Annotated in this window: 25 protein-coding genes and 2 pseudogenes; 15 read left to right on the top strand and 12 right to left on the bottom strand. The window is 73.9% G+C overall.

The features are described 5' to 3' along the window. Positions 1-110: 110 nt before the first annotated feature. Together ABD324_RS19980 and ABD324_RS19975 are read left to right on the top strand one after the other, a co-directional pair. A complete protein-coding gene (locus ABD324_RS19980) occupies positions 111-1,028 on the top strand; it encodes an RluA family pseudouridine synthase (RefSeq protein ID WP_344419061.1) in 918 nt (305 codons plus the stop codon). A gap of 212 nt (positions 1,029-1,240) precedes the next feature. Next, positions 1,241-1,879 carry a COG4315 family predicted lipoprotein gene (locus ABD324_RS19975; protein WP_344419059.1) on the top strand — a complete coding sequence of 213 codons (639 nt, stop codon included), beginning with the start codon at positions 1,241-1,243 and terminating at the stop codon, positions 1,877-1,879. Positions 1,880-2,017: 138 nt separating this feature from the next. On the opposite strand, the gene ABD324_RS19970 is transcribed toward ABD324_RS19975, so the two are convergent. Both ABD324_RS19970 and ABD324_RS19965 read right to left on the bottom strand, forming a co-directional pair. After that, positions 2,018-4,489 carry a hypothetical protein gene (locus ABD324_RS19970; protein WP_344419056.1) on the bottom strand — a complete coding sequence of 824 codons (2,472 nt, stop codon included), beginning with the start codon at positions 4,487-4,489 and terminating at the stop codon, positions 2,018-2,020. A gap of 425 nt (positions 4,490-4,914) precedes the next feature. Then, positions 4,915-5,535 (bottom strand): L-threonylcarbamoyladenylate synthase, encoded by a 621-nt coding sequence (locus ABD324_RS19965; RefSeq protein ID WP_344419053.1) that lies wholly within the window; start codon positions 5,533-5,535, stop codon positions 4,915-4,917. Positions 5,536-5,601: 66 nt separating this feature from the next. Between ABD324_RS19965 and ABD324_RS19960 the strand changes: the two genes are divergently transcribed. The 3 genes from ABD324_RS19960 to ABD324_RS19950 all read left to right on the top strand — a co-directional run bounded on the left by ABD324_RS19960 (position 5,602) and on the right by ABD324_RS19950 (position 7,208). Beyond that, the gene (locus ABD324_RS19960; protein WP_344419050.1) at positions 5,602-6,105 is read left to right on the top strand and encodes a mycothiol transferase; all 504 of its coding nucleotides are present in this window, start codon (positions 5,602-5,604) and stop codon (positions 6,103-6,105) included. A gap of 10 nt (positions 6,106-6,115) precedes the next feature. Then, positions 6,116-6,898 carry an SDR family NAD(P)-dependent oxidoreductase gene (locus ABD324_RS19955; RefSeq protein ID WP_344419047.1) on the top strand — a complete coding sequence of 261 codons (783 nt, stop codon included), beginning with the start codon at positions 6,116-6,118 and terminating at the stop codon, positions 6,896-6,898. An 82-nt stretch (positions 6,899-6,980) separates the two neighbouring features. Further along, positions 6,981-7,208, top strand: coding sequence for a hypothetical protein (locus tag ABD324_RS19950; RefSeq protein WP_344419044.1), 228 nt, complete (start codon positions 6,981-6,983; stop codon positions 7,206-7,208). Between the two features lie 21 nt (positions 7,209-7,229). Here ABD324_RS19950 and ABD324_RS19945 read toward each other — a convergent pair whose 3' ends face one another. Further along, the gene (locus ABD324_RS19945) at positions 7,230-8,195 is read right to left on the bottom strand and encodes an acyl-CoA desaturase (RefSeq protein ID WP_344419041.1); all 966 of its coding nucleotides are present in this window, start codon (positions 8,193-8,195) and stop codon (positions 7,230-7,232) included. A 236-nt stretch (positions 8,196-8,431) separates the two neighbouring features. On the opposite strand from ABD324_RS19945, the gene ABD324_RS19940 reads away from it, so the two are divergent. The 3 genes from ABD324_RS19940 (at position 8,432) to ABD324_RS19930 (ending at position 10,631) form a co-directional block, all read left to right on the top strand. Then, positions 8,432-9,148: a dienelactone hydrolase family protein gene (locus tag ABD324_RS19940; protein ID WP_344419038.1), complete on the top strand. Its 717-nt coding sequence runs from the start codon at positions 8,432-8,434 to the stop codon at positions 9,146-9,148. A 188-nt stretch (positions 9,149-9,336) separates the two neighbouring features. Beyond that, complete coding sequence (locus ABD324_RS19935; RefSeq protein WP_344419035.1) at positions 9,337-9,930, top strand: TetR/AcrR family transcriptional regulator; 594 nt, start codon at positions 9,337-9,339, stop codon at positions 9,928-9,930. 68 nt (positions 9,931-9,998) lie between these two features. After that, entirely contained in the window at positions 9,999-10,631 is a 633-nt protein-coding gene (locus ABD324_RS19930; RefSeq protein ID WP_344419032.1) for a biliverdin-producing heme oxygenase, read from the top strand. Positions 10,632-10,680: 49 nt separating this feature from the next. Here ABD324_RS19930 and ABD324_RS19925 read toward each other — a convergent pair whose 3' ends face one another. Both ABD324_RS19925 and ABD324_RS19920 read right to left on the bottom strand, forming a co-directional pair. Continuing rightward, complete coding sequence (locus tag ABD324_RS19925) at positions 10,681-11,337, bottom strand: TetR/AcrR family transcriptional regulator (RefSeq protein WP_344419029.1); 657 nt, start codon at positions 11,335-11,337, stop codon at positions 10,681-10,683. Positions 11,338-11,341: 4 nt separating this feature from the next. Next, the gene (locus ABD324_RS19920) at positions 11,342-12,457 is read right to left on the bottom strand and encodes an NDMA-dependent alcohol dehydrogenase (protein WP_344419026.1); all 1,116 of its coding nucleotides are present in this window, start codon (positions 12,455-12,457) and stop codon (positions 11,342-11,344) included. Between the two features lie 66 nt (positions 12,458-12,523). Between ABD324_RS19920 and ABD324_RS19915 the strand changes: the two genes are divergently transcribed. Further along, positions 12,524-13,096, top strand: coding sequence for a histidine phosphatase family protein (locus ABD324_RS19915; RefSeq protein ID WP_344419023.1), 573 nt, complete (start codon positions 12,524-12,526; stop codon positions 13,094-13,096). A 10-nt stretch (positions 13,097-13,106) separates the two neighbouring features. Here the strand turns inward: ABD324_RS19915 and ABD324_RS19910 are convergent, their stop codons facing one another. The 3 genes and pseudogenes from ABD324_RS19910 to ABD324_RS19900 all read right to left on the bottom strand — a co-directional run. Then, positions 13,107-13,928 (bottom strand): SDR family oxidoreductase, encoded by an 822-nt coding sequence (locus ABD324_RS19910; RefSeq protein WP_344419020.1) that lies wholly within the window; start codon positions 13,926-13,928, stop codon positions 13,107-13,109. Between the two features lie 51 nt (positions 13,929-13,979). Further along, a pseudogene (locus ABD324_RS19905) lies at positions 13,980-14,438 on the bottom strand (SRPBCC family protein); the annotation flags it as partial. A 27-nt stretch (positions 14,439-14,465) separates the two neighbouring features. Continuing rightward, a pseudogene (locus tag ABD324_RS19900) lies at positions 14,466-15,359 on the bottom strand (helix-turn-helix transcriptional regulator); the annotation flags it as partial. An 85-nt stretch (positions 15,360-15,444) separates the two neighbouring features. On the opposite strand from ABD324_RS19900, the gene ABD324_RS19895 reads away from it, so the two are divergent. Next, a complete protein-coding gene (locus ABD324_RS19895) occupies positions 15,445-15,831 on the top strand; it encodes a VOC family protein (RefSeq protein ID WP_344419017.1) in 387 nt (128 codons plus the stop codon). An 87-nt stretch (positions 15,832-15,918) separates the two neighbouring features. On the opposite strand, the gene ABD324_RS19890 is transcribed toward ABD324_RS19895, so the two are convergent. Continuing rightward, entirely contained in the window at positions 15,919-16,773 is an 855-nt protein-coding gene (locus ABD324_RS19890) for a TetR family transcriptional regulator (protein ID WP_344419014.1), read from the bottom strand. 46 nt (positions 16,774-16,819) lie between these two features. Between ABD324_RS19890 and ABD324_RS19885 the strand changes: the two genes are divergently transcribed. Next, the gene (locus ABD324_RS19885) at positions 16,820-17,188 is read left to right on the top strand and encodes a VOC family protein (RefSeq protein ID WP_344419011.1); all 369 of its coding nucleotides are present in this window, start codon (positions 16,820-16,822) and stop codon (positions 17,186-17,188) included. Beyond that, positions 17,185-17,520, top strand: coding sequence for a VOC family protein (locus ABD324_RS19880; RefSeq protein ID WP_344419008.1), 336 nt, complete (start codon positions 17,185-17,187; stop codon positions 17,518-17,520). Before ABD324_RS19885 ends, ABD324_RS19880 begins: the two co-directional genes overlap by 4 nt. A 49-nt stretch (positions 17,521-17,569) precedes the next feature. Here ABD324_RS19880 and ABD324_RS19875 read toward each other — a convergent pair whose 3' ends face one another. Further along, positions 17,570-17,989 (bottom strand): DNA polymerase ligase N-terminal domain-containing protein, encoded by a 420-nt coding sequence (locus ABD324_RS19875; protein ID WP_344419005.1) that lies wholly within the window; start codon positions 17,987-17,989, stop codon positions 17,570-17,572. 124 nt (positions 17,990-18,113) lie between these two features. Between ABD324_RS19875 and ABD324_RS19870 the strand changes: the two genes are divergently transcribed. Continuing rightward, a complete protein-coding gene (locus tag ABD324_RS19870) occupies positions 18,114-19,430 on the top strand; it encodes an NAD(P)/FAD-dependent oxidoreductase (protein ID WP_344419002.1) in 1,317 nt (438 codons plus the stop codon). On the opposite strand, the gene ABD324_RS19865 is transcribed toward ABD324_RS19870, so the two are convergent. Next, the gene (locus ABD324_RS19865; protein ID WP_344418999.1) at positions 19,423-20,544 is read right to left on the bottom strand and encodes a PucR family transcriptional regulator; all 1,122 of its coding nucleotides are present in this window, start codon (positions 20,542-20,544) and stop codon (positions 19,423-19,425) included. The genes ABD324_RS19870 and ABD324_RS19865 overlap by 8 nt on opposite strands. Positions 20,545-20,626: 82 nt before the next feature. On the opposite strand from ABD324_RS19865, the gene ABD324_RS19860 reads away from it, so the two are divergent. Together ABD324_RS19860 and pruA are read left to right on the top strand one after the other, a co-directional pair. Continuing rightward, a complete protein-coding gene (locus ABD324_RS19860; RefSeq protein ID WP_344418996.1) occupies positions 20,627-21,505 on the top strand; it encodes a proline dehydrogenase family protein in 879 nt (292 codons plus the stop codon). Positions 21,506-21,510: 5 nt separating this feature from the next. Next, positions 21,511-23,145, top strand: coding sequence for an L-glutamate gamma-semialdehyde dehydrogenase (gene pruA, locus ABD324_RS19855; protein WP_344418993.1), 1,635 nt, complete (start codon positions 21,511-21,513; stop codon positions 23,143-23,145). Positions 23,146-23,236: 91 nt separating this feature from the next. Here pruA and ABD324_RS19850 read toward each other — a convergent pair whose 3' ends face one another. Then, positions 23,237-24,388, bottom strand: coding sequence for an acyl-CoA dehydrogenase family protein (locus ABD324_RS19850; protein ID WP_344418990.1), 1,152 nt, complete (start codon positions 24,386-24,388; stop codon positions 23,237-23,239). Positions 24,389-24,491 lie beyond the last annotated feature (103 nt).

Below are 24,491 nucleotides of genomic sequence, written 5' to 3'. Positions count from 1 at the left end.
CGATCGGGCCGACGTCGCCCTCTGCGGCGCCGCGGGTACACGTCCCCAGGGTATCGCTCTGCCCCACGGCGTCCAGTGCAAGCCTCTGACCGGGAGATACGCTGCGTGTCGTGGCCCGCTCCCGTCTCCGCTCCCCGCTCCCCCAGCGGCACGGGCTGGACCCGGTGCGGCTGCGCACCCCGGACTCGGGCCCGTGGCGGACGCTGCACGAGCACCTCGTCGAGCGGCTGCCCCGGGTGGAGCCCGAGCGGATCACGGAGATGCTGCGCGAGGGGCGCATGGTGGGGCTCGACGGCCCGCTCGGGGTGGACGCGCCGTTCGTCCCGGGGTCGTTCGTGTGGTTCCACCGCGACCTGCCCGAGGAGGTGCCGGTCCCGTTCGAGATCGGGATCGTGCACCGCGACGACGACATCCTGGTCGTGGACAAGCCCCATTTCCTGGCCACGATCCCGCGCGGGCGGCACATCGTGGAGACGGCGCTGGTGCGGCTGCGCCGCGATCTCGGGCTGCCGCAGCTCTCCCCCGCGCACCGGCTGGACCGGGTGACCGCCGGGCTGGTGCTGTTCGTGGTGCGGCCCGAGCTGCGCGGGCGCTACCAGACGCTGTTCCGCGACCGGCGGGTCCGCAAGGTCTACGAGGCCGTGGCCCCGGTCGATCCCGCGCTGGAGCTGCCGCGCACGGTCCGGAGCCGGATCGTGAAGGAGCGCGGGGTGATCCGCGCCTACGAGGTGCCGGGCGAGCCCAACGCGGAGTCGCACGTGGAGCTGGTGGAGCAGCGCGGCGCGCTCGGCCGCTACCGGCTCGGCCCGCTCACGGGGCGCACCCACCAGCTGCGGCTGCACCTGGCCGGGCTCGGCATCCCGATCGTCGGCGACGACTTCTACCCGGACCTGCGCGAGACCCCGCTCGACGACTTCTCCACCCCCCTGCAGCTGCTCGCGAGGACGCTGGAGTTCACCGACCCGCTCACCGGGCACGTCCGCCGCTTCGACAGCCGGCTCGCTCTCGCCGAGTGGCCGGCGTCTTGAGGGTTTCCGGGGCCGTTCGGCCCACGGGCTGACGACGTCCGGGGCAACCGGCCGCCGCTCAGCGCTCCGGTGACCGCGTGCGACGGCCCGACCTCTCAGCGTGGCAACACGCGGGTCGTCGACGTTCCTACAGTCGATCGTCGGCTCCCGTCCCCGCTCCCCGGGACGGGAGACGCACACCTCGCTCCCCGCGAAGACCCGAAGGAACCACCATGACGCTCCCCCGTCAGCGCTCCCCCGAGGCGCGCCCGCCGAGCCGACGTGTCCGCACGTCGGTGCTCGCGGCCGCCGCGCTCGCCGCTGCGGCCGCGCTGTCCGCCTGCAGCGACGCCGGCTACGTCGACGCCGCCCTCGCCCGCCCCGCCGGTGGGTCCACCGCCCCGGCCACGAGCGCCCCCACCGGCGGGCTCGGGACCGGCGTCACGACCGTGGGCACGGTCGTGACCAGCGACGGCTTCACCCTCTACCGGTTCACGAAGGACCCGACCCGGCCGTCGAAGTCGACCTGCACCGGCGAGTGCGCGGTGGCCTGGCCCCCCGTGCACGGCGACGGTCAGCCCGTCCTGCAGGGCATCCCGTCCGGCCTGGTCGGGACGATCGGGCGGCCCGACGGCACCCAGCAGCTCACCCTGGGCGGCTGGCCGCTCTACCGCTACGCCGGCGACCGCAGGCCGGGCGACGCGAACGGTGAGGGGATGGGCGGGGTGTGGCAGGCGATCGGCCCGGCCGGCAAGCCCGCGGCGACGCTCCCCGGTTCCTCCCCGGGCGCGGCCGCCGGCACGCTGCCCGCCCCGGCCACGACCCACGACCAGACGGCCGACTCCGGGCACACCCCCGCCGCGGGCTACTGATCCGGCACTGATCCGCTCCTGATCGGCCGCTGGTCCGGCACCGATCCGGCACCGGGGTACCCGCCCACTGCCGCGCACGACGAAAGGCGCTCTCGTTCCGGTGAACGAGAGCGCCTTCGTGCGTGCGCGGGGCCGGTGTCAGCCCCGGGGGTCGTCGTCCCAGAGGCCCTCGCCGGTCCAGGGATCCCGGCGGTCCTCGATCCGTTCGATCGTGGGGCCCGGGAGGGGCCCCTGGACGGGGGCGGCGGCCCAGCCGTTCTGCCTCTGCTCGCGGGTTCCCGGCCGGGAGCGCGGCGCGAGGCCGTTGCCCTGAGGTGCCGGGTTCTCGGGGCGGTCGGTGGCTCGGGCGGGCGGGGTTCCGGGCACGTACTCCGGGCGCGGGGCCGGGGGCCCGGGATAGCGGACGTCGCCGGACGTGCCGCCGTCGTCCGACCAGCCGCTACCCGACCAGCCCGTGCCCGACCAGCCGTTGTCGGCCGCGCCGATGTCCGAAGCCCCGTTGTCCGAAGAGCCGGCGTCCGAAGAGCCGTAGCCGCCGTTGCCCGTGCCCCTGCGCCCGGCACCGTTGCGCCCGGCATCGCTGTACCCGGAATCGCTGTACCCGGCACCGCCGAACTGGGCACCGTTGAACTGGGCACCGTTGGACTCGGCGCGGATCTGCTCGGTGCCGCCGTACGGGGCGCTGCCGTGGTCGGCGCCGTGCTGGGTGCCGCCGTGCTGGGTGCCGCCGTACTCCGGGCGGTCGGCCTCACCGCCGGTGTACTCGGCCGCGACGTACCCCCGGCCGTTGCGGTCGGCGCCGCTGGAGGGGGCACCGTGGGAGGAGACACCGTTGTAGGGGGGATCGTCGTAGGGGGAACCGTTGTAGGGAGAACCGTTGACCCCGGCACCGTTGACCTGCGCGACGTCGCCCCGAACGCCGTAGTCGTGACCCGGGGTCCCGCCGCCGAGGGCGCTGCTGTCCGGGGCCCCGCCGTACTCGAGCCCGCCCCGGCCGGTGCCGTCGCGGCCCGCTCCACCGTGGACGTCCCGAGCGCCGTACCCGTTGTCGGATCCGGAACCGTTGCCGCCGTAGGGAACCCGCGACGGCGTGGGCCGCGGGTTGTCATAGTCCGGGGCGCCCCGGTGACCGCCGTACTCCGGGTCGGCGGCCCGATGGCCGCCGCGGCCGGTCCACGCGTCGCGTTCCGGGGAGGAGCCGAACCCGCCGACGGGGGCGTCCACGGGAGAGCCGTTGCGGTGCCCGCCGCCTGCGGCGGGTGCGGAGTCGCCGGGGTACTCGGCCGGTTCGCGGGTCGCGAGCCCCTCCCAGGCGTCGCCGGCGGGGGCTTCCTCCTCGGGGTCCGCGGCGCGGTGTCGACCGGCCTGCAGTCCGCGCTGGTAGGTCGAGAGGCGGTGGCGGACCCGCTCGGGTTCCCGTTCCGCGGGCAGCTCGGGGCCGGCGTCCGCGGTGGCGCGCAGGGGCGGCGCCACCATCTGCTTGCCGGGCCGGCGCTGCGGCAGGCCGCTGGCGGTGGTGGGCAGGACGGCCTCGGCGTCGGCCGCGCGGGCCGCGGCGGCCCGCCACTCGGCGTCTCCCGCCGAGGACCAGTCCGACGGCGCCGGCCCCGACAGGGCGTCCGTCGAGCCCGCGCCGATCCAGCTGTCGGCGAGCCCGCCGGTGCCGTGGGAGCCGTCCCGGGGGGCCGGGTCGTCGTCCGTCCGGAACCAGGCGGAGGCGACGGCGGCGAAGATCGGGGTGCCGGCCAGGTCCTCGTCCGCGGGGAGCGCGGTGCTGCCGGTGTACGGACCGAAGAGCTCGTCCGCGCCACCCGCCGACGGGGACGACAGGGCCGGCGAGGAGGACAGGGCCGGGTCCGGCGCGAAGGCGGGGACGGACGGGGCCGACGGAGCGGCACCCCCGACCGGCTCGACCAGCCTGCGCGGCATCCGGATCAGCGCGACCGTGCCGAACCCCGGTGTGGTGGGGCCGCCCAGCGGGGCCTGCAGCTCGACCTGGGCGCCGACGCGGCGGGCGAGCCGCGCGGCCAGGTGCAGCCCGAGGCGCTCCGGCGGGACCGCGCCCCCGGTGCCGCCGGCCAGCTCGTTCTCGAGCGCGACGGCCTCCTGCCAGGGCAGGTCGACCCCCTCGCCCAGCACCTCGACCGTGACGCCGCCGTCCCCGGCCCAGCGCCCGACGAGCTCGATCCGGCCGGTGCGCGGCACCGTGCGCTCGGCGTGCGCGAGCAGCTCGGCGAGCACCTGACCTGCGGTGACGGCCGTCTCGACGGCGATGGCGGCCGAGGGCGCGGGCGGTACGGACACCCGGTCCGGTTCCTCGGCCCCCGCCGCGGTGTCCGCCAGGATCCGGCCGACTCCGGTGGGGATCCGGCCGCGGCGCTCGGGGGTGCCGCCGGCCATCGCGAGGACGCTCTCGCCGTCGCGCAGCAGGCGCCGGGCACCCGCTCGCAGCTCGGTGGCCGCCTCAGCGGCGTCACCGAGCCGCTCGGCGACCGTGAGCTGCCGCTCGGCGTGACCGCAGATCCGCCTGGCGAGGGCGGCCAGCAACGCGTCAGGTCGCTGGTCTCCCGGCTCGTCGAGCCAGGATGCGGGCGAGAGATCTCGCTCCACGCTGTCCCTCCGCTGGTTCCTCACCCCGGCCGCGTCGGGACGCGGCACGGACACCGACCGGCCGAGCGGTCCGCACCCGCCGGGGAGCTCGCGACCCGACATCTGTAGGTGCCGGGGACACTACCCGGCGGTCATCCGGTCGAGGGTCTCTCGACGCGGCCTGCGATGACCGGTCGGCGCGGGGTGGTCCGGCGGTGATCGGCAAGCCGACACGCCGACCCGATCTGTGACGAGCGCCGCTCACCCCGGGTTCGTGCGGTCAACGACGGCGACGGTCGCCCGCGCGGGACCCCGACACGAAAAATGCCGGCCCGAAGGCCGGCAGTTTCCGCGATATCGCACAACAGGCGCGCCTCCGCCACGCTGCGGCGGTGCGCCCGGTCACAGAGGCTAGGTGAGCGCGGCCCGGGAGTCCATAGCCGGGATCACTCGAATCGGGACGGATCCCCGGCACCCTTGCGGATGATCTCCGGCTCCGGTCCGGACAGGTCCACGACGGTCGTCGGCTCGGTGCCGCACTCCCCCGAGTCCACGACCGCGTCGACGGCGTGGTCGAGGGTCTCCTTGACCTCCCAGCCCAGCGTGGGCGGCTCCTCCTGCTCGGGGAGCAGCAGGGTGGAGGACAGCAGCGGCTCGCCCAGCTCGTCGAGCAGGGCCTGGACGACGACGTGGTCCGGGATGCGCACGCCGACCGTCTTCTTCTTGGGGTGCAGCAGCCGCCGCGGCACCTCCTTGGTGGCCGGGAGGATGAACGTGTACTGCCCCGGCGTGGCCGCCTTCACGGCGCGGAACACGGGATTGCCCACCTGCACGAACTGGCCGAGCTGGGCGAAGTCCCGGCAGACCAGGGTGAAGTGGTGGCGGTCGTCGAGGCGGCGGATGGTGCGGATCCGCTCCAGCCCCTCCTTGTTGCCGAGCTGGCAGCCGAGCGCGAAGCAGGAGTCGGTCGGGTAGGCGATCAGGCCGCCCTGGCGCACGATGTCGACGACCTGGCCGATCGCGCGGCGCTGCGGGTTCTCGGGATGGACGTCGAAGTACCGGGCCATTCCGCGGAGCCTAGGTGCCGCGGCCGGGCCGAGCGCTCTCGGCGCGTAACGATTAGCGTTCACCCCGTGACTCCCGCAGAGCTCCTCACGGACGCCTTCGGCCGGATCTCCGAGGGCGTGCCCGCCGTCCTCGACGGACTCGAGGAGGACCAGCTCGGCCTCCGCGTCGACGGCTCGGCCAACTCGATCGCCTGGCTGGTCTGGCACCTGACCCGGGTCCAGGACGACCACCTGGCCCAGGCCTTCGGCACCGACCAGGTCTGGATCACCGACGGTTGGCACGAGCGTTTCGGGCTGCCCCTCGAACCCGAGGACACCGGTTACGGCCACGGGTTCGACCAGGTCGCGGCGGTGCGCGCGGGCGCCGGGCTGCTCGCCGGCTACCACGCCGCCGTGGCCGCGCGGACCGTCGAGCTGCTCGCCAAGGTCACCCCCGAGCAGCTCGACGAGGTCATCGACGACCGCTGGGACCCGCCGGTCACCCTCGGGGTGCGGCTGGTGTCCGTGGTGGACGACGACGCGAAGCACCTCGGCCAGGCCGAGTTCGCCCGCGGCCTGCTCCCCGGCTGAGCGGACGGGCGTGGACCTGCAGCTGGAGGGCAAGCGCGCGCTGGTCACGGGCGGCAGCCGCGGCATCGGGAAGGCCGTGGCCCGGGCACTGGTCGCCGAGGGCGCGCGGGTGGCGATCGCCTCCCGCACCGCCGCGACGGTCGAGGCGGCCGCGGCCGAGCTCGGGGCCGTCGGGATCGTCGTCGACACCACGGACGACGCGTCGGTGCAGGCCATGGTGGCCACCGCCGTCGCGGAGCTGGGCGGTGTGGACATCCTGGTCAACTCCGCGGCGCCACCCGCGAGCGACGGCCCGGTGCTCGCCGCCTCACGCACCCCGGACGACGCGGTCCGCGCCCAGGTCGAGACGAAGGTGCTCGGCTACCTGCGGTGTGCCCGGGCGGTCGCCCCGCTCATGACGGCGCAGGGCTGGGGCCGGATCGTGAACATCAGCGGTCTCAACGCGCGCAGCTCGGCCTCGCTGGTCGGCTCGGTGCGCAACGTCGCGGTGGCCGCGATGACCTCCGCGCTGGCGGCGGAGCTGGGCCCGCAGGGCGTCAACGTCACCGTGGTGCATCCGGGGATGACCGCGACCGAGCGGACCCCGCGGCTGGTCGCGGAGCGCGCGGCCGCACAGGGCGTCGACGAGGCCGAGGTCGAGCGGGCCATGGGCGCCACGACCACGGTCGGCAGGATGATCACCGGGGACGAGGTGGCCGCCGTCGTCACCTTCCTGGCCTCGCCCCGCAGCGTGGCGATCAACGGCGACGCCATCGCCGCAGGTGGTGGGCAGCCGGGCGTGACGTACTACTGACGCCACGCCGCCGATCACGGCGAGTGTGGACGATCACCCGAACGCGAGGACACGTTCCGGCGCTCCGCCGCGATGACCAGATATGGACGCGCTACCGAACGACCCCCGCCCGACCCAGGGTCAGGCCACCGGCGTCCTCTCTCCCGCCGACCCCGCCGTGCTGGCCGACGACGCGCTGATCGAGGCCGTGCGCGCCGGCCGCCGCGGCACGGCGGACCCGGACCCGCTGGTCCGGCTCCTCGCGTGCTGGCGTGAGCTCGTGCGCCGGCCGCGGCGGGGGCGCCGCGCACCGCGCACGCCGCACCGCTAGCTCCCCGTCGGCTCCGGCCCGTCAGCTCCGGCGCAGCGAGGCGAGCCGGCGGGTCGTCGGCCACCGCACGTCGTGCGCCCAGCCGAACTTCTCGAAGAACCAGATCAGCCGGGCCGAGATGTCGATCTGCCCCTTGAGTACCCCGTGCCGGGCGCAGGTCGGGTCGGCGTGGTGCAGGTTGTGCCAGCTCTCGCCCATGGACAGGATCGCGAGCGGCCAGAAGTTGCGGGAGCGGTCGCGCGAGCGGAAGGGCCGCGCGCCGATCATGTGGCAGATCGAGTTGATCGACCAGGTCACGTGGTGGCACACGGCCATCCGCACCAGCCCGCCCCAGAAGAACCCGGTGACGGCCCCGGCCCAGGACCAGGTCAGCAGGCCGCCCAGCAGCGCGGGCAGGACGAGACTGACGGTCACCCACAGGCCGAACAGGGCGCTCACCCGGCGCAGCACGCGGTCCGCCAGCAGGTCGGGGATGAAGCGGTCCCAGTTGGTCTTCTTGCGGTCGAAGACCCAGCCGATGTGCGCCCAGAAGAAGCCGCGCGCGACGCCCCACGGGGTGCTGCCGTAGCGCCACGGCGAGTGCGGGTCGCCCTCCTTGTCGGAGAACGCGTGGTGGCGGCGGTGGTCGGCCACCCAGGCCATCATCGAGCCCTGGATCGCCATCGACCCGGTGATCGTCAGGGCCACGCTCAGCCAGCGCTGCGCCTTGAACGAGCGGTGCGTGAAGTGCCGGTGGTAGCCGACGGTCACACCGAGGATGCCGACGGTGTAGAACACGGCCCCGATCGCCACGTCCCACCAGCCCAGGCCCCAGCCCCACACCACGGGCACGGTCGCGAGCAGGGCGATCATCGGGATCACCACGAACGCCCACACGAGGCCCTGCTGCCAGCCGCTGCGCCGATCGCCCAGGATCGGCTTCGCGCCTGCCGGCGCGGCGTCGCGGGCCGGGTCGTCGGGTGCTGCCTCGACGCTGTCGACGCTCAAGCGGGTTCACCTCGGGGTCTCGGGGAGCGGGCCGGACGGTTTTCCACGAACGAGGGTAAGGGGCGGCTTCCGCCCGGACCTACCCTCCCGGGCGATCGCCACACGAGCGCCACCGGCGCGTCACCCGATCCTCTCCGCCCGACCACTCCGTGCCGTCCCCCTTCAGCGTGCCCCCGCCACCATCAGCCGTGCCACGATCAGCCCCGCGACGAGTACCGACCCGAAGGAGACCCCCCATGACCGCCCCCGCCCGCTACGAGCGCGTCACCGCCCCCGACGGCGGCACGTTCGACGCCTACTGCGCCGTCCCGGAGTCCGGCTCCGGCCCCGGGGTGCTGGTGTTCCAGGAGATCTTCGGGATCAACGACAACATCCGTGGCATCTGCGACCGCCTCGCCGGCGAGGGCTTCACCGCGCTCGCGCCGGACATGTTCTGGCGGCTCGAGCCGCGCTTCGAGCGCAAGGACGAGTCCGGGATGCCGGACGGCATGGCGCTGGTGCAGCGCCTGGACTTCGGGGCCGCGGCGGGCGACATCACCGCCGCGTTCGCGCACCTCAAGGGCATGGCGGAGTGCACGGGCACGGTCGGCGCCACCGGTTTCTGCCTGGGCGGTGCGCTCGCCTTCCTCTGCGCGACGACGGCCCGGGTCGACGGCGTGGGCGTCGACGCCGCCGTCCCCTACTACGGCTCCGCGATCAACGACATGCTGGGCAACTTCGCCACCCTCGACTGCCCGACGCTGTTCCACTACGGCAACCACGACCCGTTCATCCCGGAGGAGAACATCCGGCAGGTCGAGGAGCTCGTCGCCGACAGGCCGAACGCCACGGTCCGCCGCTACGAGGCCGGGCACGCCTTCTCCAACTGGGACGCCCCGTCGATGTACGACGAGAAGGCGGCCACCGAGGCGTGGGGCCACACCCTGGACTTCCTCCGCGCGAACCTGGGTTAGGAGGGTGCTGAAAAGCTCCGGCCGTAGCGAGCGACGTCCAGGTGGTGGCATCGCAAGGCGCGCGGATGCGCCGATACCGTTGTTGTATCGGCGCATCCGCGCAACGCCGCGAGGTCGCCGGCTGGGCGGCGCGCAGCAGGCCCGAGCTTTTCAGCGCGCTCCTAGGAGCCGGTGGGTACGCTCGGTGCGTGCCCAAGGTCCTCGGTGGATCCCTGGCGGCCCATCGGGACGAGGTCCGCTCGCGGGTCTTCGCGGCCCTGCGTGAGCTGCTGTACGGGCGCGGCTTCGACGCCGTCACCCTCGCGGGGGTCGCCACGGCGGCCGGGGTCGGCCGCAGCTCGATCTACAACCACTTCCCGGACCGGCAGGCCCTGCTCATCGCGTTCGTCGAGCACGAGGCCGGCCGGTACGTCGCGGACCTGGAGGCGGCCCTCGCGGCGGCGCCGACGCCGACGGAGCAGCTGGCCGCCTTCGTCCGGCTGCAGGTCCAGCGGCTCACCGAGTTCCACCTGCCACCGGGGCAGGCCCTCGCCGCCGCGCTCGATCCCTCGGCGTACCGGCGGATCGCGGCCCACGCGGACCCGATCGGCGAGCGCCTCTCCGGCATCGTGCGGGCCGGCATCGAGGCCGCCGAGATGGCCGTGCCCGGCGATCCCGAGGTCGTGGTCGCCATGATCGGGTCCGCGCTGTCGGCCGGACACCTGGTCGAGGGCCGGTCCGACGCCGCGGACACCGCCGTCGAGGTCGTCCTGAGGATGGTCGGAGCCGGGAAACAAGGCTAGCCTCACCCGGACGGGTGCCCTATCGTTCTATCTGACACCGTGTCAGATAGTTCCGGAGGGGAACCCGCATGAGCGAGCTCGCGAGCCGCCTGCGTCAGGCGACCACCGAGGTGCACGAGCGCGCGCACCACTCCGGGTACATGTCCGCGCTGCTCGGCGGCCGGTTGCCGCTCGCCGGGTACACGCTGCTCGCCGAGCAGTACCTCGCGCTCTACGGCGCCCTGGAGGCCCGGGGCGACGAGCTGGCGTCCGACCCGGCCGCCGCGCCCTTCGTGATCGACGACCTCCGCCGCGTCCCCGCCCTGCGCCAGGACGTGGCCGCCCTCGGCGGCTCTGCCGACGCACCGCGGGTCCTGCCCGCCACCGAGGCGTACGTCGCCCGCCTGCGCGAGGCCGACGCGCCCCGCTGGGTCGCCCACCACTACACCCGCTACCTGGGCGATCTCGCCGGCGGGCAGATGGTCGGCAAGCTCCTCGAACGCACCTACGGCATCACCGGCCCCGGCGCCCTGTTCTACGACTTCTCGGTCCTGGGCAGCCCCTCGCGCTTCCGCACCCACTACCGCGAGCTGCTCGACGGCGCCCCGTGGGACGAGGTGGAGCAGCGCGCCGTGATCGACGAGGCCCTCCACGCCTTCGAGCTCAACATCGCCCTCCTCGACGCCCTCGCCGACCAGGTGGGCGTTCCCACCGCAGCCTGACCTGTCCCGGCTCCGCAGGAGGACCGGCCTCCGCGAGGGCGCCGGGCGCTCACGCCCCCAGGAGTCCGGCGAGCACGCGCGGGAGGATGCGGTCCAGGAGCTCACCCTCCGGCGCTGCGCTCCCGCCCCCGACCGCGGCGGCGAGGTGCGGGTGTGCGCCGTCCGCGACCGCCCGGGTGACCAACGCGGCCTGGTCCGCCTGCCACTGCGCGGCGTCCCCCGCGGACAGCTCGAGGCGGGCGACCAGCTGCACCACACCCGTCAGCATCCCGAGCGCCTCCAGCTTCGCGGCTCCCGGCCGGTCCAGTGGGGACAGCAGCGCGAGCCCCTGCTCCAGGTAGCCGAGACCGTTGGGGCCCAACGGTCCCCGGCCGGCCTCGAGCAGCCAGGGATGGCGCCGGTACAGGCCGAGGACCTCCCGGGCGAGCGCGAGGAGATCGGCCCGCCACTCCCCCGTCGCCGGGACCGCCACCAGCTCGCCCACCGCCGCGTCCGCCATCAGCTCGAGCAGCTCCTCGCGGGTGCGGACGTACCGGTACAGCGCCGCCGCGCTCGCCCCGATCTCGGCGCCCACCCGGCGCATGGACGCGGCCGCCAGCCCGCCCGCGTCCGCCAGCCGGATGCCGGCGGCGGCGATGGCGGCGCGGTCGTGCTCGGGTTCGGGGCCGCGCCCGCTGCGTTCCGGACGGAGCCAGATGCCGGACACGGCGTCAGAAGACGATCACGCCGCGCAGGTTGCGCCCGGCGTGCATGTCGTCGAAGCCCCGGGCGACCTGGTCGAGCGTGTACCGGGTGGTGATCAGCTCGTCGAGCTTGAGCGCGCCCCGCCGCCAGAGCTCCAGCTGCGCGGGGATGTCCGCGCTCGGGGCCGACGCGCCGAACAGCGAGCCCTGCAGCCGCTTCTGGTAGAGCACGAGCTCCATCAGCGGGATGTCGCCCTCGTGGCTGCGCACGTCCCCGAGCCCGACGACGACGGTGGTCCCGCCCTTGCGGATCGCCCGCAGCGCCGCGCCCACATGGGACCCGAGCGTGACGCCGACGGTGACGATCGCGGCGTCCGCACCCTGGCCGCCGGTCATCGACCGGGCCAGGCCGGCCGCCTCGCGGATGTCCTCGACGGCGTGGGTCGCGCCGAACCGCAGTGCCGACTCGCGCTTGAGCTCCACCGGGTCCACCGCGATCACGGCCGCCGCGCCGGCGTGCGCGGCGCCCTGGACGGCGTTGATCCCGATGCCGCCGATCCCCATCACGATCACGACCTGCCCGGGCCGCACCGCGGCGGAGTTGACCGCCGCGCCCCAGCCCGTGCCGACGCCGCAGCCGGTCAGGCAGGCGATCTCGAGCGGCACGTCCTTGTCGATCTTCACGGCGGACGCGGTGGAGACGGTGGTGTACTCGCAGAAGGTCGAGAGCCCGCACATCTGGCCGACGGGCGCGCCGTCGAGCGCGAGCCGGAACGAGGCCGGGTCGTCCCAGCGGGCGCCCGTGCCCAGTGACGCGCCGAGGTCGCACAGGTTCTGCATGCCGTGCGCGCAGAAGCGGCACTTCCCGCAGGAGGGCAGGAACGAGAACACGACGTGGTCGCCCTCGGCGAAGCCGGCCGTGCCGGGCCCGACGGCGTCGACGACACCGGCGCCCTCGTGGCCCCCGGCGAACGGCAGGATCGGGGCCACCTGGTCGCCCGTCGCGTAGTGGTCGTCCGAGTGGCACAGGCCCGTGGCCACCATCCGCACCCGCAGCTCGCCCGGCCGCGGATCGTCCACGTCGAGCTCCACGACCTCGTACCGGCCCGGGGCCTCCCGCAGCACTGCACCTCTGGTCCGCACGCGGGTCACGCTACGCGGTGGGGCCCCGGGGCGCGGACCACCGCGCGCCGGTCCACACTGGAAGCCGTGCGGGTAGTCCTCCTGGCCCACGGTGCCACCAGCGCGGTGCGGCGCGCCTCCTTCGCGGCCGACGAACCGCTCGAGGAGGGGGCGCTGGCGTCCGCGCCGGCGTTACCGCGCTACGAGGAGGTCCGGTGCGCACCGGCGCTGCGCTGCCGGCAGACGGCCGACGGGCTGTCGCTGCCCGCCGCCGTCGACGACGACCTGGCCGGGCTGGACCACGGGAAGTGGACGGGCCGGACCCTCGACGAGATCGCCGCCGAGGATCCGGCGGGCCTCACCCAGTGGCTCACCGATCCCGAGTCCGTGCCGCACGGCGGGGAGTCCACCGCCGCGTTCGTGGCCCGGATCGGCTCCTGGCTGCGCGCCGTGCCGACCCGCCCGCGCGGGCTGCTCGCGGTGGTCGACCCGGCGGTCGTCCGGGCCGCGCTCGCCCATGCCCTCGGCGCGCCGCCGACCGCGTTCTGGCGCGTCGACGTCGATCCGCTCGCGGTGGCGGTCCTGGTCGGCGAGTCCGGCCGCTGGACCCTGCGGGAGCTGCGGACCGGACCCGGCCGCGGGACCGGTACTCCCCCCTAGGCGCGCGCTCCTAGCGACCGTCGGCGGCGATCGCCACCGGCTGCCACTCACGCCAGGTCGCGAGCCGCTCCTCGTACTCCTGCTCGGCGATCCCGAGCGGCACGGCGCCCAGGAAGGCCCGCAGCGGGGGCTGCTCGGCGTCGACGATCGTCAGGACGGCGGCGGCCGACGCGATCGGGTCGCCCGGGTTCGAGGCCCGGGACTTGCGCAGCTCGGCGACCTCGGCCCGGAAACCGTCGTATACCGGCAGCGGATCGGCATGCCGGGCGGAGGCGCCGCCCCAGTCCGTGGAGAAACCGCCCGGCTCGATGATCGTCACGTGGACGCCGAAGTGCGCGGCCTCGGCGGCGAGGGCCTGGCTGAATCCCTCGAGGCCCCACTTGGACGCGTTGTAGATCCCGATGTTCGGGAACGCGCTGACCCCACCGATCGAGCTGACCTGCAGGAAGTGCCCGGAGCCCTGCGCGCGCAGGAAGGGCATCGCGGCCTGGCTGACCCACAGGGCCCCGAAGAGGTTGGTCTCGATCTGGGCGCGGGCCTCGGCCTCGGACAGCTCCTCGATCATGCCGAACTGCCCGTACCCGGCGTTGTTGACCACGACGTCGAGCCGCTCGAAGTGCTCGTGCGCCCGCGCGACGGCGGCGAACGCCGCCTCGCGGTCGGTCACGTCGAGGGTCAGCGGGAGGATCCGCTCCCCGTACCTCGCGACCAGGTCGTCGACGCTCGACGCGTCCCGTGCGGTGGCCGCGACCGAGTCGCCCCGCTCCAGCGCGGCGATCGCCCACTCACGTCCGAAGCCTCGCGATGTCCCGGTGATGAACCACGTCTTCATGTCCGGCCCAACGAAGAGGAGGGCCCTCCGTATTTCATCGGGAGCAGCATCTCATCGGGTGGCGCGCCTCACAGTCCGGTCCAGGATGCCGAGGGTCGCCTTCAGCGAGGCCTCGGAGATGATCGGAAAGATGTCCCGGGCCCGCCAGTCCGGGTGGATTCCGGACCAGTCGTAGAACTGGGTGACCCGGGTGCCGTGGTCGTCCGGCTCCAGCAGGTAGCCGTAGACGTGCCCGATCGGCGGGCGCACGGTGCCGTCGATCGTCCAGGAGATCTCGCGGTCCTCCTCGTAGCTGCGGATGATCACCGTGACGTCGTATTTCCCCAGCTCGGGCCGGTCGCCGAGCGCCTCCCGGTCCATGTGCACGACGAAGGTGTCGCCGGGCGCGGAGGCCGGCTCGCCGGTGGCGTCCTGCAGCATTCCGGAGGCGTCGATCGCGACGTGGCCCTGCGGGTCCCGCAGCACCGCGAAGATCGCCGCGGGCTCGGCGTCGATGGTGCGGGAGACCTCGATGCGTTCCATTCCGCGCACTCTGCCGTACTGCTCGGCGAGCCGCCGTCCGATCCGTGCCAGGTGGGCCCGGACCTCCGGCGGGCCCTCGACGTCGACGTACCCGGCCCAGCCCGCCAGCTGCTCGGCCAGCGCGTGGTCGGCCTGGGCGGTGATCCGCGCGCGCGTGGCGCTCACCGGCTCGAAGTGGCGCCCGAACCGCGCCCGCAGCACGGGGAGCAGCCGCTCCTCGAAGGTCACGGTCGCGGTCGCCGAGGAGCGGTGCCGCTCCATCGCGTCGACCGTCTCCCGCCAGGCCCCGGCCAGGGAGAAGTCCGCCGGGCGCTCGGCCGCCAGGTCCGTCCGCTCCGGGTCGGACATCCGGTCCACGCGGAAGGTGCGCCGCCCGCCGTCCGTGCCCGCGATCAGGTACCAGGTGTCGGCCTTGTCCACGAGCCCCCACGGGTCGACGAGCCGTTCCCGGCCGCCGTACCCGAAGCGCACCTTGCGCCGGGCCGTCACGGCATCGGCCAGGAGGTCGACGGCGGGGCTCCGCTCGGCGCCGTGCTCGCCCCACCGCGCCGGATCCAGGACGACCGAGTCCGCCGCCGCCCGGAACGTCTCCGGCAGCGCGCCCGTCAGCTTGCGCAGGGCGGACCGCAGCTCCGGTGCCGCCCCCGCCCCGGACCCGGTGAGCAGGAACAACGCCCGCGCCTCCCCCGCCGTCAGGCCGGTGAGGTCCGTGCGCGCCCCGCCGACCAGCGACCAGCCGCCGCCCTTCCCCGGCTGCGGGTAGACGGGGACGCCGGCGACGGACAGCGCCTCCAGGTCACGACGGGCGGTGGCCACCGAGACCTCCAGCTCCGCCGCGACCTGGCGGGCGGTCACGCGACCCCGCGCCTGCATGAGGAGGAGGACGGCGACGAGCCGGTCTGCGCGCATGCGGTCGATTCTGCCCCGATAAGTGTGCAAGAGGTGAGCACTTAGGGGTGCGAGGCTGTCGGCACACTCACCGAGGGAGACGGACATGCTTCGCGGAATGGCCACCCACAACTTCTTCGCCGCCGATCTCGACGCCGCCCGGGCCTGGTACTCGGACCTCTTCGGCGAGCAGCCCTACTTCGTGGTGGACGGCGGGTACCTCGAGTGGCGCATCGGCCCGCGCCGGGACGAGTTCGGGATCGTCAACGCCGCCTATGCCCCGCACCCGACCGGCACCCCGGCCGGCGCGATCACCTTCTGGGCGGTCGCGGACGTCGCCGCGGCGCTGAAGGACCTGGTGGCGAGGGGTGCGACCGAACAGATGCCGGTGACGGAACGCGGCCCCGGCTTCGTCACGGCAACGGTCGTCGACCCCTTCGGCAACGTCCTGGGGATCATGGAGAACTCCCACTTCGAGGAGGGCCTCCGGTAATCGCGTTATGGAACCATAACGCGATTTTCGACGTCCTCAGCGTGCGTTATGGAACCATAACGCGCATTGCGACGGCCCTGGGTTGCGTTATGGATCCATGATGCGTGGGGTGGTGAGGAGGCGGGCCGCGGAGTCCAGCATCCACTCCGCCGCCCGCGCGCTCGACCAGCCGAGCTCGCGCGTCAGCCGGGTGAACAGCGCCGGCTCCAGCAGCGCCCACACCGAGTCGACGGCCTCCTCGCGGGACAGGCTCAGGGGAGCCCGGGCCGCGATCCCGTCGACCAACCAGGCCGCCGTCCCCCGCCGCTGCGCGATCAGCTGCGCGACGAGCGGGGCGAGGCCGGGTCCCCCGGGCCCGGCACCCACAGCCTCGCCCTCCCGACCCCCGCCCTCCCGACCCCCGCCCTCCCGAACCCCGCCCTCCCGAACCCCGCCCTCCCGAACCCCGCCCTCCCGAACCCCGCCCTCCCGAACCCCGCCCTCCCGAACCCCGCCCTCCCGAACCACGATGTCGGCACGCGCCTCCTGCCGCCCGGCCTCGAACGCCGCCTCCACCAGCCCCGCCGACCGCTCCGCCGCCGCGGCCAGCACCGGCGCGGCCACGGCGAGGAACCCCCGCAGGTCCGGCGCCTCGGCGGCGGCCCGCGCCCACGGCCGTTCCAGTACCGCGACCGGCTCGCCGTCCCCCGCGATCGCGACGTCGATCGCCCCCTTGAGCAGCGCCGCCTTGGTCCCGAACCGCTGCTCCACGGCCTGCACCGACACCCCGGCCGCCGCCGCGATCGCCTTGACGGTCGCCCCCGCATACCCCCGCGCGGCGAACTCCGCGGCCGCCGCGGCGAGCACCCGGTCCCGGGTCCGCCGGGCCTGCTCCGCGCGCCGGGGCGACCGGTAGGCGCGCGGGGTCCTGCCGTCGTCGGGCACCTTGCGTTCCTCGGCCACACGGTCGATATTAGCTGGGGTCACCCCCTAGCGAAATGAGCCGCGCATGGCACCGACCCTGGGCCACGGCAAGATCTGCTACCTCGAGCTCCCCGCCCGCGACGTCGCCGAGTCCGCGGCCTTCTACGCCCGCGTCTTCGGGTGGCGGTCCCGCACCCGCGGCGACGGCTCCACCGCCTTCGACGACGGGGTCGGCCAGGTCAGCGGGACCTGGACCACGCGCAGGGCGGCCTCCGCGGACGGCCCCGGCATGCTGCTGTACGTCATGGTCGACGACTGCGCCGCGGCGATCGAGGAGGTCCGCGCGGCGGGCGGCGAGATCGTCCAGGAGATCGGCGGCGACGCCCCGGAGATCACCGCCCGCTTCCGCGACCCCGCCGGCAACCTCCTCGGCCTCTTCGAGGAGCGCGGATGATCGAGCACGGCCAGGTCTGCTACCTGCAGCTCCCCACGACCGACGTCGAGGCCTCGAAGGCCTTCTACGCAGGGGTCTTCGGCTGGACGGTCGACGACGGCACCGGCTTCGAGGCCCCCGGCGTCATCGGCCAGTGGATCACCGACCGCCCGGTCGCCGACGCCGGCCCCCTCCTCTGGATCGCCGTCTCCGACATGGACCGGACCCTCGCGGCGACGACGGAGCACGGCGGCACCCACCACACCGCCCCGTTCCCCGACGGCGACGAGCGCACCCTGGCAGTCGTCCGCGACCCGTCCGGCACCGAACTGGGCCTGGCATCCCACCCATGACCAGGCATTATGGAGCCACAATGTCCATTTGACGGCCCCGAAACGACAGTTATGGCTCCATAATGCCGTCCTCCTGCGGAGCACGGCCGCGTTCGGGTTGCTCCTTCGTCAGGTGCAGGAGCCAGTCCTCGCCGGTGTGGATCAGGGCGTAGCGGCGCGAGCCCTCCCTGCCGTGCAGCGTGAACACGATCCGCCGCTCGTCCCGGTCGTGCTCCTCCCACCAGCCGATGTCGGCGATGGACTTGTGCTCGTCGGTGTAGGTCAGGTGCTCCAGGTCGTGGTCGGCCACGGGCACGGCGAGCCGGTTGCGCCGCGGATCGTCCGGCAGCCCCCGCGGCACCGCCCAGGAGCGCAGCACGCTGGTCCCACCCGCCCCGTCGGCGTCCGCCCCCCGGACCTCCTCCAGCCGCAGGTCGAAGTGCGGCCGCGGCTTCCGGTGGTCGTGCAGCACGAACGCGGGTCGGTCCACACCCCCACCTTCCCGCGAGTCGGCCCGTCGGGCGAATCCCGCCATTCGGCAGAGCCGGTAGCCCGAAACACACATCTGCGACGTCCATCTTGCCGCGGCTCCCCGACTCTGGTCCGCTGTGCCCGTGGCCCGAACCCCCGCCCCGACCGGCCCCCTCCCCCGCATCGTGGTCCTCGGCGCCGGTTTCGCCGGGCACACCGCCGCGAAAGCGCTGCTCCGGAAGCTGAAGGGCCGCGCCCGGGTCATCGTGATCGACCAGCTCGACCACTTCCTCTACCTCCCGCTCCTCCCCGAGGTCGCGGTCGGGACCCTCGAGCCCCGCCGCGTCGCCGTCCCGCTCGCACGGTCGCTGAAGGGCGCCGAGATCGTGCTCGGCGAGGTCACCACGATCGACGTCGAGAACCGCTCGGTGAGCTGGCGCGATCCCGAGGGCGGCGCCGGCACGCAGGCCTACGACCATCTCGTGATCGCGGCCGGCAGCGTCAACAAGCTCCTTCCGGTGCCCGGCGTGGCCGCGTACGCGCACGGCTTCCGCGGCCTGCCCGAGGCCCTCTACCTGCGCGATCACATGATCCGCCAGATCGAGCTGGCCGCCACGGCCGCGGATCCGGCCGAGCGCGCGTCCCGCTGCACCTTCGTCGTGGTGGGTGCGGGCTACACCGGCACCGAGGTCGCCGCGCAGGCCGCGAGCTTCACCGCCGAGCTGGCGAAGGCGCACCCCCGGCTGCGCGACACCCCGGTCCGCTGGCTGCTCCTCGACCTCGCGCCGCGCGTCCTCCCCGAGCTCGACGAGCGGCTCTCCCGCACCGCGGACCGCGTCCTGCGCGAGCGCGGCGTCGAGGTCCGCACGGGGCAGTCGGTCGAGGAGGCGCTGCCGACCTGCGTCCGCCTCACCACGGGCGAGGAGGTCCCGACCCACACGCTGATCTGGTGCGTCGGCGTCCGGCCCGATCCGCTCGTCGAGGACATGGGACTACCGACGGACCGGGGCCGGCTCGTCGTCGGCACCGACCTGTCGGTACCGGGTCACCCGGAGATCCTCGCGTGCGGCGACGTCGCCGCGGTCCCGGACGTCACCCGCCCCGGCTCGGTCACGGCCATGACGGCGCAGCACGCGACCCGGCAGGGCACGCTCGCCGCCCGCAACGTCGCCGCGGCCCTCGGCGTCGGCAGCCCGAGGAGCTACGAGCACCACGACCTGGGCTTCGTCGTCGAGCTCGGCGGGACCGACGCCGCGGCCAACCCGCTCGGCATCCCGCTCTCCGGCTTCCCGGCCGCCGCCGTCACCCGCGGCTACCACCTGCTGTCCATGCCCGGCAACAGGATCCGTGTCGCCGCGGACTGGCTGCTCGACGCCGTCGTCGGCCGTCAGGCGGTCCAGCTCGGCGTGGTCCGCGGCGTGCACGTCCCCCTCGAGACCGTGCCGCACGACGTCAGCTGACCAGCGGTTTCAGTGTCAGGGCGAGGTGCAGGGTCAGTCGGTCGCGGCCATCGGCCAGGTCGAGGCCGGTCAGCTCGGTGATCCGGCGCAACCGGTAGTAGAGCGTCTGGCGGTGGATCGACAGGGCCTCCGCGGTCCGGGCCGCGTTGCCGGCCAGGTCGAGGTACACGGCGGCGGTCTCGGCGAGGACCGGCTGGTCGAACAGCGGCCGGACGGCGGCGTCGACGGCGGCCTCGCGCAGCGCCGGCCGCGGCCCGCAGGCCAGCAACCGGTACGGGCCCAGGGCGTCCCAGCAGGCCACTGGCCTTTCCCGGGGCACCTCGTGCGCCACCCGGACGGCGAGCCGCGCCTCCTGCACCGAGTCCCTGACCTGCGCGAGGTCCGGCCGCACGCCGCCGATCCCGGCCACCAGCCGCGGGTGCGCGGCGGGATCCAGGCGCTCGGCGTAGAGCCGGTGGGCCGTCCGCGCGATCTCGGCGGCCACCGCCGCGGGCGTGATCAGCACGACCTGGTCGTCGGCCACCGCGGCGACCACCGAGCGCGGCAACCGCCAGAGGTTGACCGGTGCCACGGGCCGGTCGCGGTCTGCCGCCAGGTGGAGCACCACCGCCCGCACCGGCGTCTCGCGGCGGATCGCGCCCAGCCGGTCGATCTCCGCGGCCGCCGGTTCGGGATCGCCCGCCACCAGGTCCCCGACGAGCGCGGCGAGGTTCTCCCGCGTGCGCGCCTGCCCCGCCATCAGGGTCCCGGCCCGGTCGGCGTGCCGCATGGCCCGGTCCAGCTCGTCGTCGCGCAGGCGGTGGTGGGCGTCGAGCACCCACAGGTAGCCGTAGGTGCGGCCGTTCCAGCGTGCCGGCAGGCAGACCCGCGCGACGACCCCGAACGCCGGATCGTCCGGTGTCCGGACGGGCCCCTCGCTGGTCGCGATGCCGAAGCGCTCGAACCAGTCCTGGACCTGCGCCGACGAGCGCCGGTGCAGGATCGTCCGCTGCCGGACGGCGTCCAGCTCGCCGGGGTGGTCCCCGTAGGCGACCAGCGCGAAGTCCCGGTCCTCGAGGACGACCGGCTCGCCCAGCGTCCGCGAGACCTCGTCGACGACGTCCTGCAGCTCCATCAGACAAGTGTACGAAGAATCCGCGCCGATGTTCTGCCTTCTGCTCGTATTGAGGCAGCACCGGCGCGGGCACCCTGGACCCATGTTGGGGACCGCCGTTCTCGCCGCCAGCCGGCGACCGCTCGTGCGCAGGGTCGTCACCGGCACGTCCGCCACCCGCAGGGTCGTCGAGCGGTTCGTCGCCGGGGAGACCCTCGACGACGCCCTCGCCGTCACCTCCGCCCTGAACGCCGACGGCCTGCTCGTCACCCTCGACCACCTCGGCGAGGACACCCGCGACGCCGCCCAGGCCGCCGCGATCACCGAGGCCTACGTCGCGCTGCTCGACAGGGTCGGCCCGGGCGCGGAGGTGTCGGTCAAGCTCACCGCGCTGGGCGCCGCCCTGACCGGCGAGCTCGCGCTCGACAACGCGGCCACGATCTGCGCCGCGGCCGAGCGGGCCGGCACCACCGTGACCGTCGACATGGAGGACCACACCCACGTCGACACCACCCTGGAGACGGTCGGGAACCTGCGCGTCGAGTACCCGTGGGTGGGGGCGGTGGTCCAGGCGGCGTTGCGGCGCACCGAGTCCGACTGCCGCGAGCTCGGCGGGCGGGTCCGGCTCGTCAAGGGTGCCTACGCCGAGCCCGCCTCCGTCGCGTTCCAGGCGAGGTCCGAAGTGGACGACTCGTACGAGCGGTGCCTGCGCACCCTCTTCGCCGGGGAGGCCTACCCGATGGTCGGCACCCACGATCCCCGCTTCATCGCCCTCGCCGGACAGCTGGGGACACCCGGCGCGTTCGAGTACCAGATGCTCTACGGCGTCCGCACCGACGAGCAGCGCCGCCTCGCCGCCGAGGGCCACCGGATGCGCGTCTACGTCCCCTACGGCGCCGACTGGTACGGCTACTTCGCCCGCCGCCTCGCCGAACGCCCCGCCAACCTGGGATTCCTCGTCCGCGCACTGATCGGGAGCTGACCACGATGGACGCGATCACCACCGTTCCGGAGCCGGTCAACGAGCCGGTCCGCACCTACGCCCCCGGCTCGGCCGAGCGGGCGACCCTCGAAGCCCGCCTCGCCTCGATGCGGGACGAGACCCCCGACCTGCCCCTGACGATCGGCGGCGAGCGCCGGATGGCGTCGGGCGAGCGGTTCGACGTGGTCGAGCCGCACCGGCACGCCTCCGTGATCGGGGTGTCCGCCCACGCGTCCGACGCCGACGCGGCCGCCGCCGTCGCCGCGTCCAAGAAGGCGGCGCGCGACTGGGCCGCGCTGCCGTTCGACGAGCGCGCCGCGGTCTTCCTGCGCGCCGCCGACCTCCTCGCCGGCCCCTGGCGCGACACGATCAACGCGGCGACCATGCTCGGCCAGTCGAAGTCCGTGCAGCAGGCCGAGATCGACGCCGCCTGCGAGCTCATCGACTTCCTGCGGTTCAACGTCCACTACGCGCGCCGGCTGCTCGCCGAGCAGCCCCGCAGCGTCCCCGGCGAGTGGAACCGGATGGACTACCGCCCGCTCGACGGGTTCGTCGTCGCCATCACGCCGTTCAACTTCACCGCCATCGCCGGGAACCTGCCGACCGTGCCCGCGCTGATGGGGAACACGGTCGTCTGGAAGCCGACACCGACCCAGCAGCTCGCCGCCGAGTACACGATGCGGCTCCTGGAGGCAGCCGGCCTTCCGCCCGGCGTGATCAACATGGTGACGGGCGACGGCCTGGCGGTCTCGCGCGTCGCCCTCACCGATCCGGACTTCGCGGGCCTGCACTTCACGGGTTCCACCGCGACCTTCAAGACGCTCTGGCGCAGCCTCGGCGAGAACCTCGACCGCTACCGCAGCTACCCGCGGATCGTCGGGGAGACGGGCGGGAAGGACTTCGTGGTCGTGCACCCGTCGGCGGATCCGTCGGTGCTGACGACCGCGCTGGTCCGGGGCGCCTTCGAGTACCAGGGGCAGAAGTGCTCGGCGGCCTCGCGCGCGTACGTGCCCCGCTCGCTCTGGCCGGCGCTGCGCGACGAGCTGGCCGCCGTCGCGTCGTCGCTGACCTACGGCGACGTCACGGACCTGCGGAACTTCGGCGGCGCGCTGATCGACTCGAAGGCGTTCGCCCGCGTCCGCACCGCCCTCGACCGCGCCAAGAACACGCCGTCGCTGGAGGTCCTGACCGGCGGCGGCAGCGACTCGTCGGAGGGCTGGTTCGTGGAGCCCACCGTGCTGGTCGGCACCGACCCGCACGACGAGGTGTTCAGCACCGAGTACTTCGGCCCCGTCCTCGCGGTCCACGTGTACGACTCGGGCTGGGAGGACGTCCTCGACCTGGTCGACTCCACCAGCCCCTACGCCCTCACCGGCGCGGTCTTCTCCACCGAGCGCCCGGCGATCGAGGAGGCGCACCGCCGGCTCCGCCACGCCGCGGGCAACTTCTACGTCAACGACCGCCCGACCGGCTCCGTCGTCGGCCGCCAGCCCTTCGGCGGCAGCCGCGGCTCCGGCACCAACGACAAGGCCGGCAGCATCGTCAACGTCCAGCGCTGGACCAGCCCCAGAGCGATCAAGGAGACCCTCGTCGCCCCCCGCACGCACACCTACCCCCACCAGAGCGTTATGGAACCATAACGCGCTTTCCGGACCCGTCTCAGCGCATTATGGTTCCATAACGCGAATTTTCGGAGCCTTTTATCGCGTTATGGTTCCATAATGGGAGGTTTTAGAGGCCGCCGCGCTTCACGAGCTGGGCGGCGATCACGTTGCGCTGGATCTCGTTGGTGCCCTCGCCCACGATCATCAGCGGGGCGTCGCGGAAGTAGCGCTCGACGTCGAACTCCGTGGAGTAGCCGTAGCCGCCGTGGATGCGGACCGCGTTGAGCGCGACCTCCATCGCGATCTCGGACGCGAACAGCTTCGCCATGCCCGCCTCCATGTCACACCGCTCGCCGGCGTCGAACTTCTCCGCCGCGAACAGGATCAGCTGACGAGCAGCGGTGATCTTGGTGGCCATGTCGGCCAGGTAGTTGCCGATGGACTGGTGCTGCCAGATCGGCTTGCCGAAGCTCTCCCGCTCCTGGCTGTAGCGCAGCGCGTCGTCGAACGCCGCCTGCCCCACGCCGAGCGCCCGCGACGCGACCTGGATCCGACCGGTCTCCAGGCCCTTCATCATGTGCCCGAAACCCTTGCCCGGCTCCCCGCCGAGCACCGCCGACGCCGGCACCCGCATGTCGTCGAACACCAGCTCACAGGTCTCGACGCCCTTGTACCCCAGCTTCTTCAGGTCCTTGGACACCGTGAGCCCCGGGCCGTGCTCCACGAGCAGAACCGAGATGCCGCGATGCTTGGGCTCGGCCTTCGGGTCCGTCTTGCACAGCAGCGCGATCAGCCCCGAGCGCCGGGCGTTGGAGATCCACGTCTTGGACCCGTTGATCACGTACTCGTCGCCCTCCGGCCGGGCACCGGTCGCCATGGCCTGCAGGTCCGAGCCGCCCCCGGGCTCGGTGAGCGCCATCGTCGCGCGCAGCTCACCGGTCGCCATCCGCGGCAGGTAGCGGTCCTTCTGCTCCTGCGTCCCGAACGCCAACAGCAGCTTGGCGACGACGGTGTGCCCACCCATCGCCCCCGCCAGGCTCATCCAGCCCCGCGCGAGCTCGGCGGTGACCAGCGCGTAGCAGGGCATCGAGACGGGCGCCTCGCCCCACGGCTCGGGGATCGCCAGCCCGTAGATCCCCAGGTCCTTCATCTGGTCGATGAGCTTCTCGGGGTACTCGTCGGCGTGTTCGAGCTCCCCGGCGACCGGCCTGACCTCGCGATCGACCCAGTCCCGGACCGTCTCGACGACGGCCCGCTCCTCGGTGCTCAGCTTCGCCATGCCAGGACCCCTCGTGCGTCGGAAATGATGCCGGAATGATTCTGCAGAATATACAAGTTGGCTCCGGCCTCGAACCACCCCGAGCGACTGTGACATGGAGCGG

Origin of the sequence: Pseudonocardia ailaonensis, from assembly GCF_039531635.1 — a bacterium.
Taxonomy (GTDB): domain Bacteria; phylum Actinomycetota; class Actinomycetes; order Mycobacteriales; family Pseudonocardiaceae; genus Pseudonocardia; species Pseudonocardia ailaonensis.
Note: the sequence above shows the minus strand (reverse complement) of the source record. Positions and strands in the feature narration are given on the sequence as shown.

Bases quoted from the DNA above. Each gene is read 5' to 3' on its own strand.
- ABD324_RS19975 (WP_344419059.1), top strand. From the start codon at position 1,241: ATGACGCTCCCCCGTCAGCGCTCCCCCGAGGCGCGCCCGCCGAGCCGA.
- ABD324_RS19965 (WP_344419053.1), bottom strand. From the start codon at position 5,535: ATGGCCCGGTACTTCGACGTCCATCCCGAGAACCCGCAGCGCCGCGCG.
- ABD324_RS19950 (WP_344419044.1), top strand. From the start codon at position 6,981: ATGGACGCGCTACCGAACGACCCCCGCCCGACCCAGGGTCAGGCCACC.
- ABD324_RS19940 (WP_344419038.1), top strand. From the start codon at position 8,432: ATGACCGCCCCCGCCCGCTACGAGCGCGTCACCGCCCCCGACGGCGGC.
- ABD324_RS19930 (WP_344419032.1), top strand. From the start codon at position 9,999: ATGAGCGAGCTCGCGAGCCGCCTGCGTCAGGCGACCACCGAGGTGCAC.
- ABD324_RS19910 (WP_344419020.1), bottom strand. From the start codon at position 13,928: ATGAAGACGTGGTTCATCACCGGGACATCGCGAGGCTTCGGACGTGAG.
- ABD324_RS19895 (WP_344419017.1), top strand. From the start codon at position 15,445: ATGCTTCGCGGAATGGCCACCCACAACTTCTTCGCCGCCGATCTCGAC.
- ABD324_RS19885 (WP_344419011.1), top strand. From the start codon at position 16,820: ATGGCACCGACCCTGGGCCACGGCAAGATCTGCTACCTCGAGCTCCCC.
- ABD324_RS19880 (WP_344419008.1), top strand. From the start codon at position 17,185: ATGATCGAGCACGGCCAGGTCTGCTACCTGCAGCTCCCCACGACCGAC.
- ABD324_RS19865 (WP_344418999.1), bottom strand. From the start codon at position 20,544: ATGGAGCTGCAGGACGTCGTCGACGAGGTCTCGCGGACGCTGGGCGAG.
- ABD324_RS19860 (WP_344418996.1), top strand. From the start codon at position 20,627: ATGTTGGGGACCGCCGTTCTCGCCGCCAGCCGGCGACCGCTCGTGCGC.
- pruA (WP_344418993.1), top strand. From the start codon at position 21,511: ATGGACGCGATCACCACCGTTCCGGAGCCGGTCAACGAGCCGGTCCGC.
- ABD324_RS19850 (WP_344418990.1), bottom strand. From the start codon at position 24,388: ATGGCGAAGCTGAGCACCGAGGAGCGGGCCGTCGTCGAGACGGTCCGG.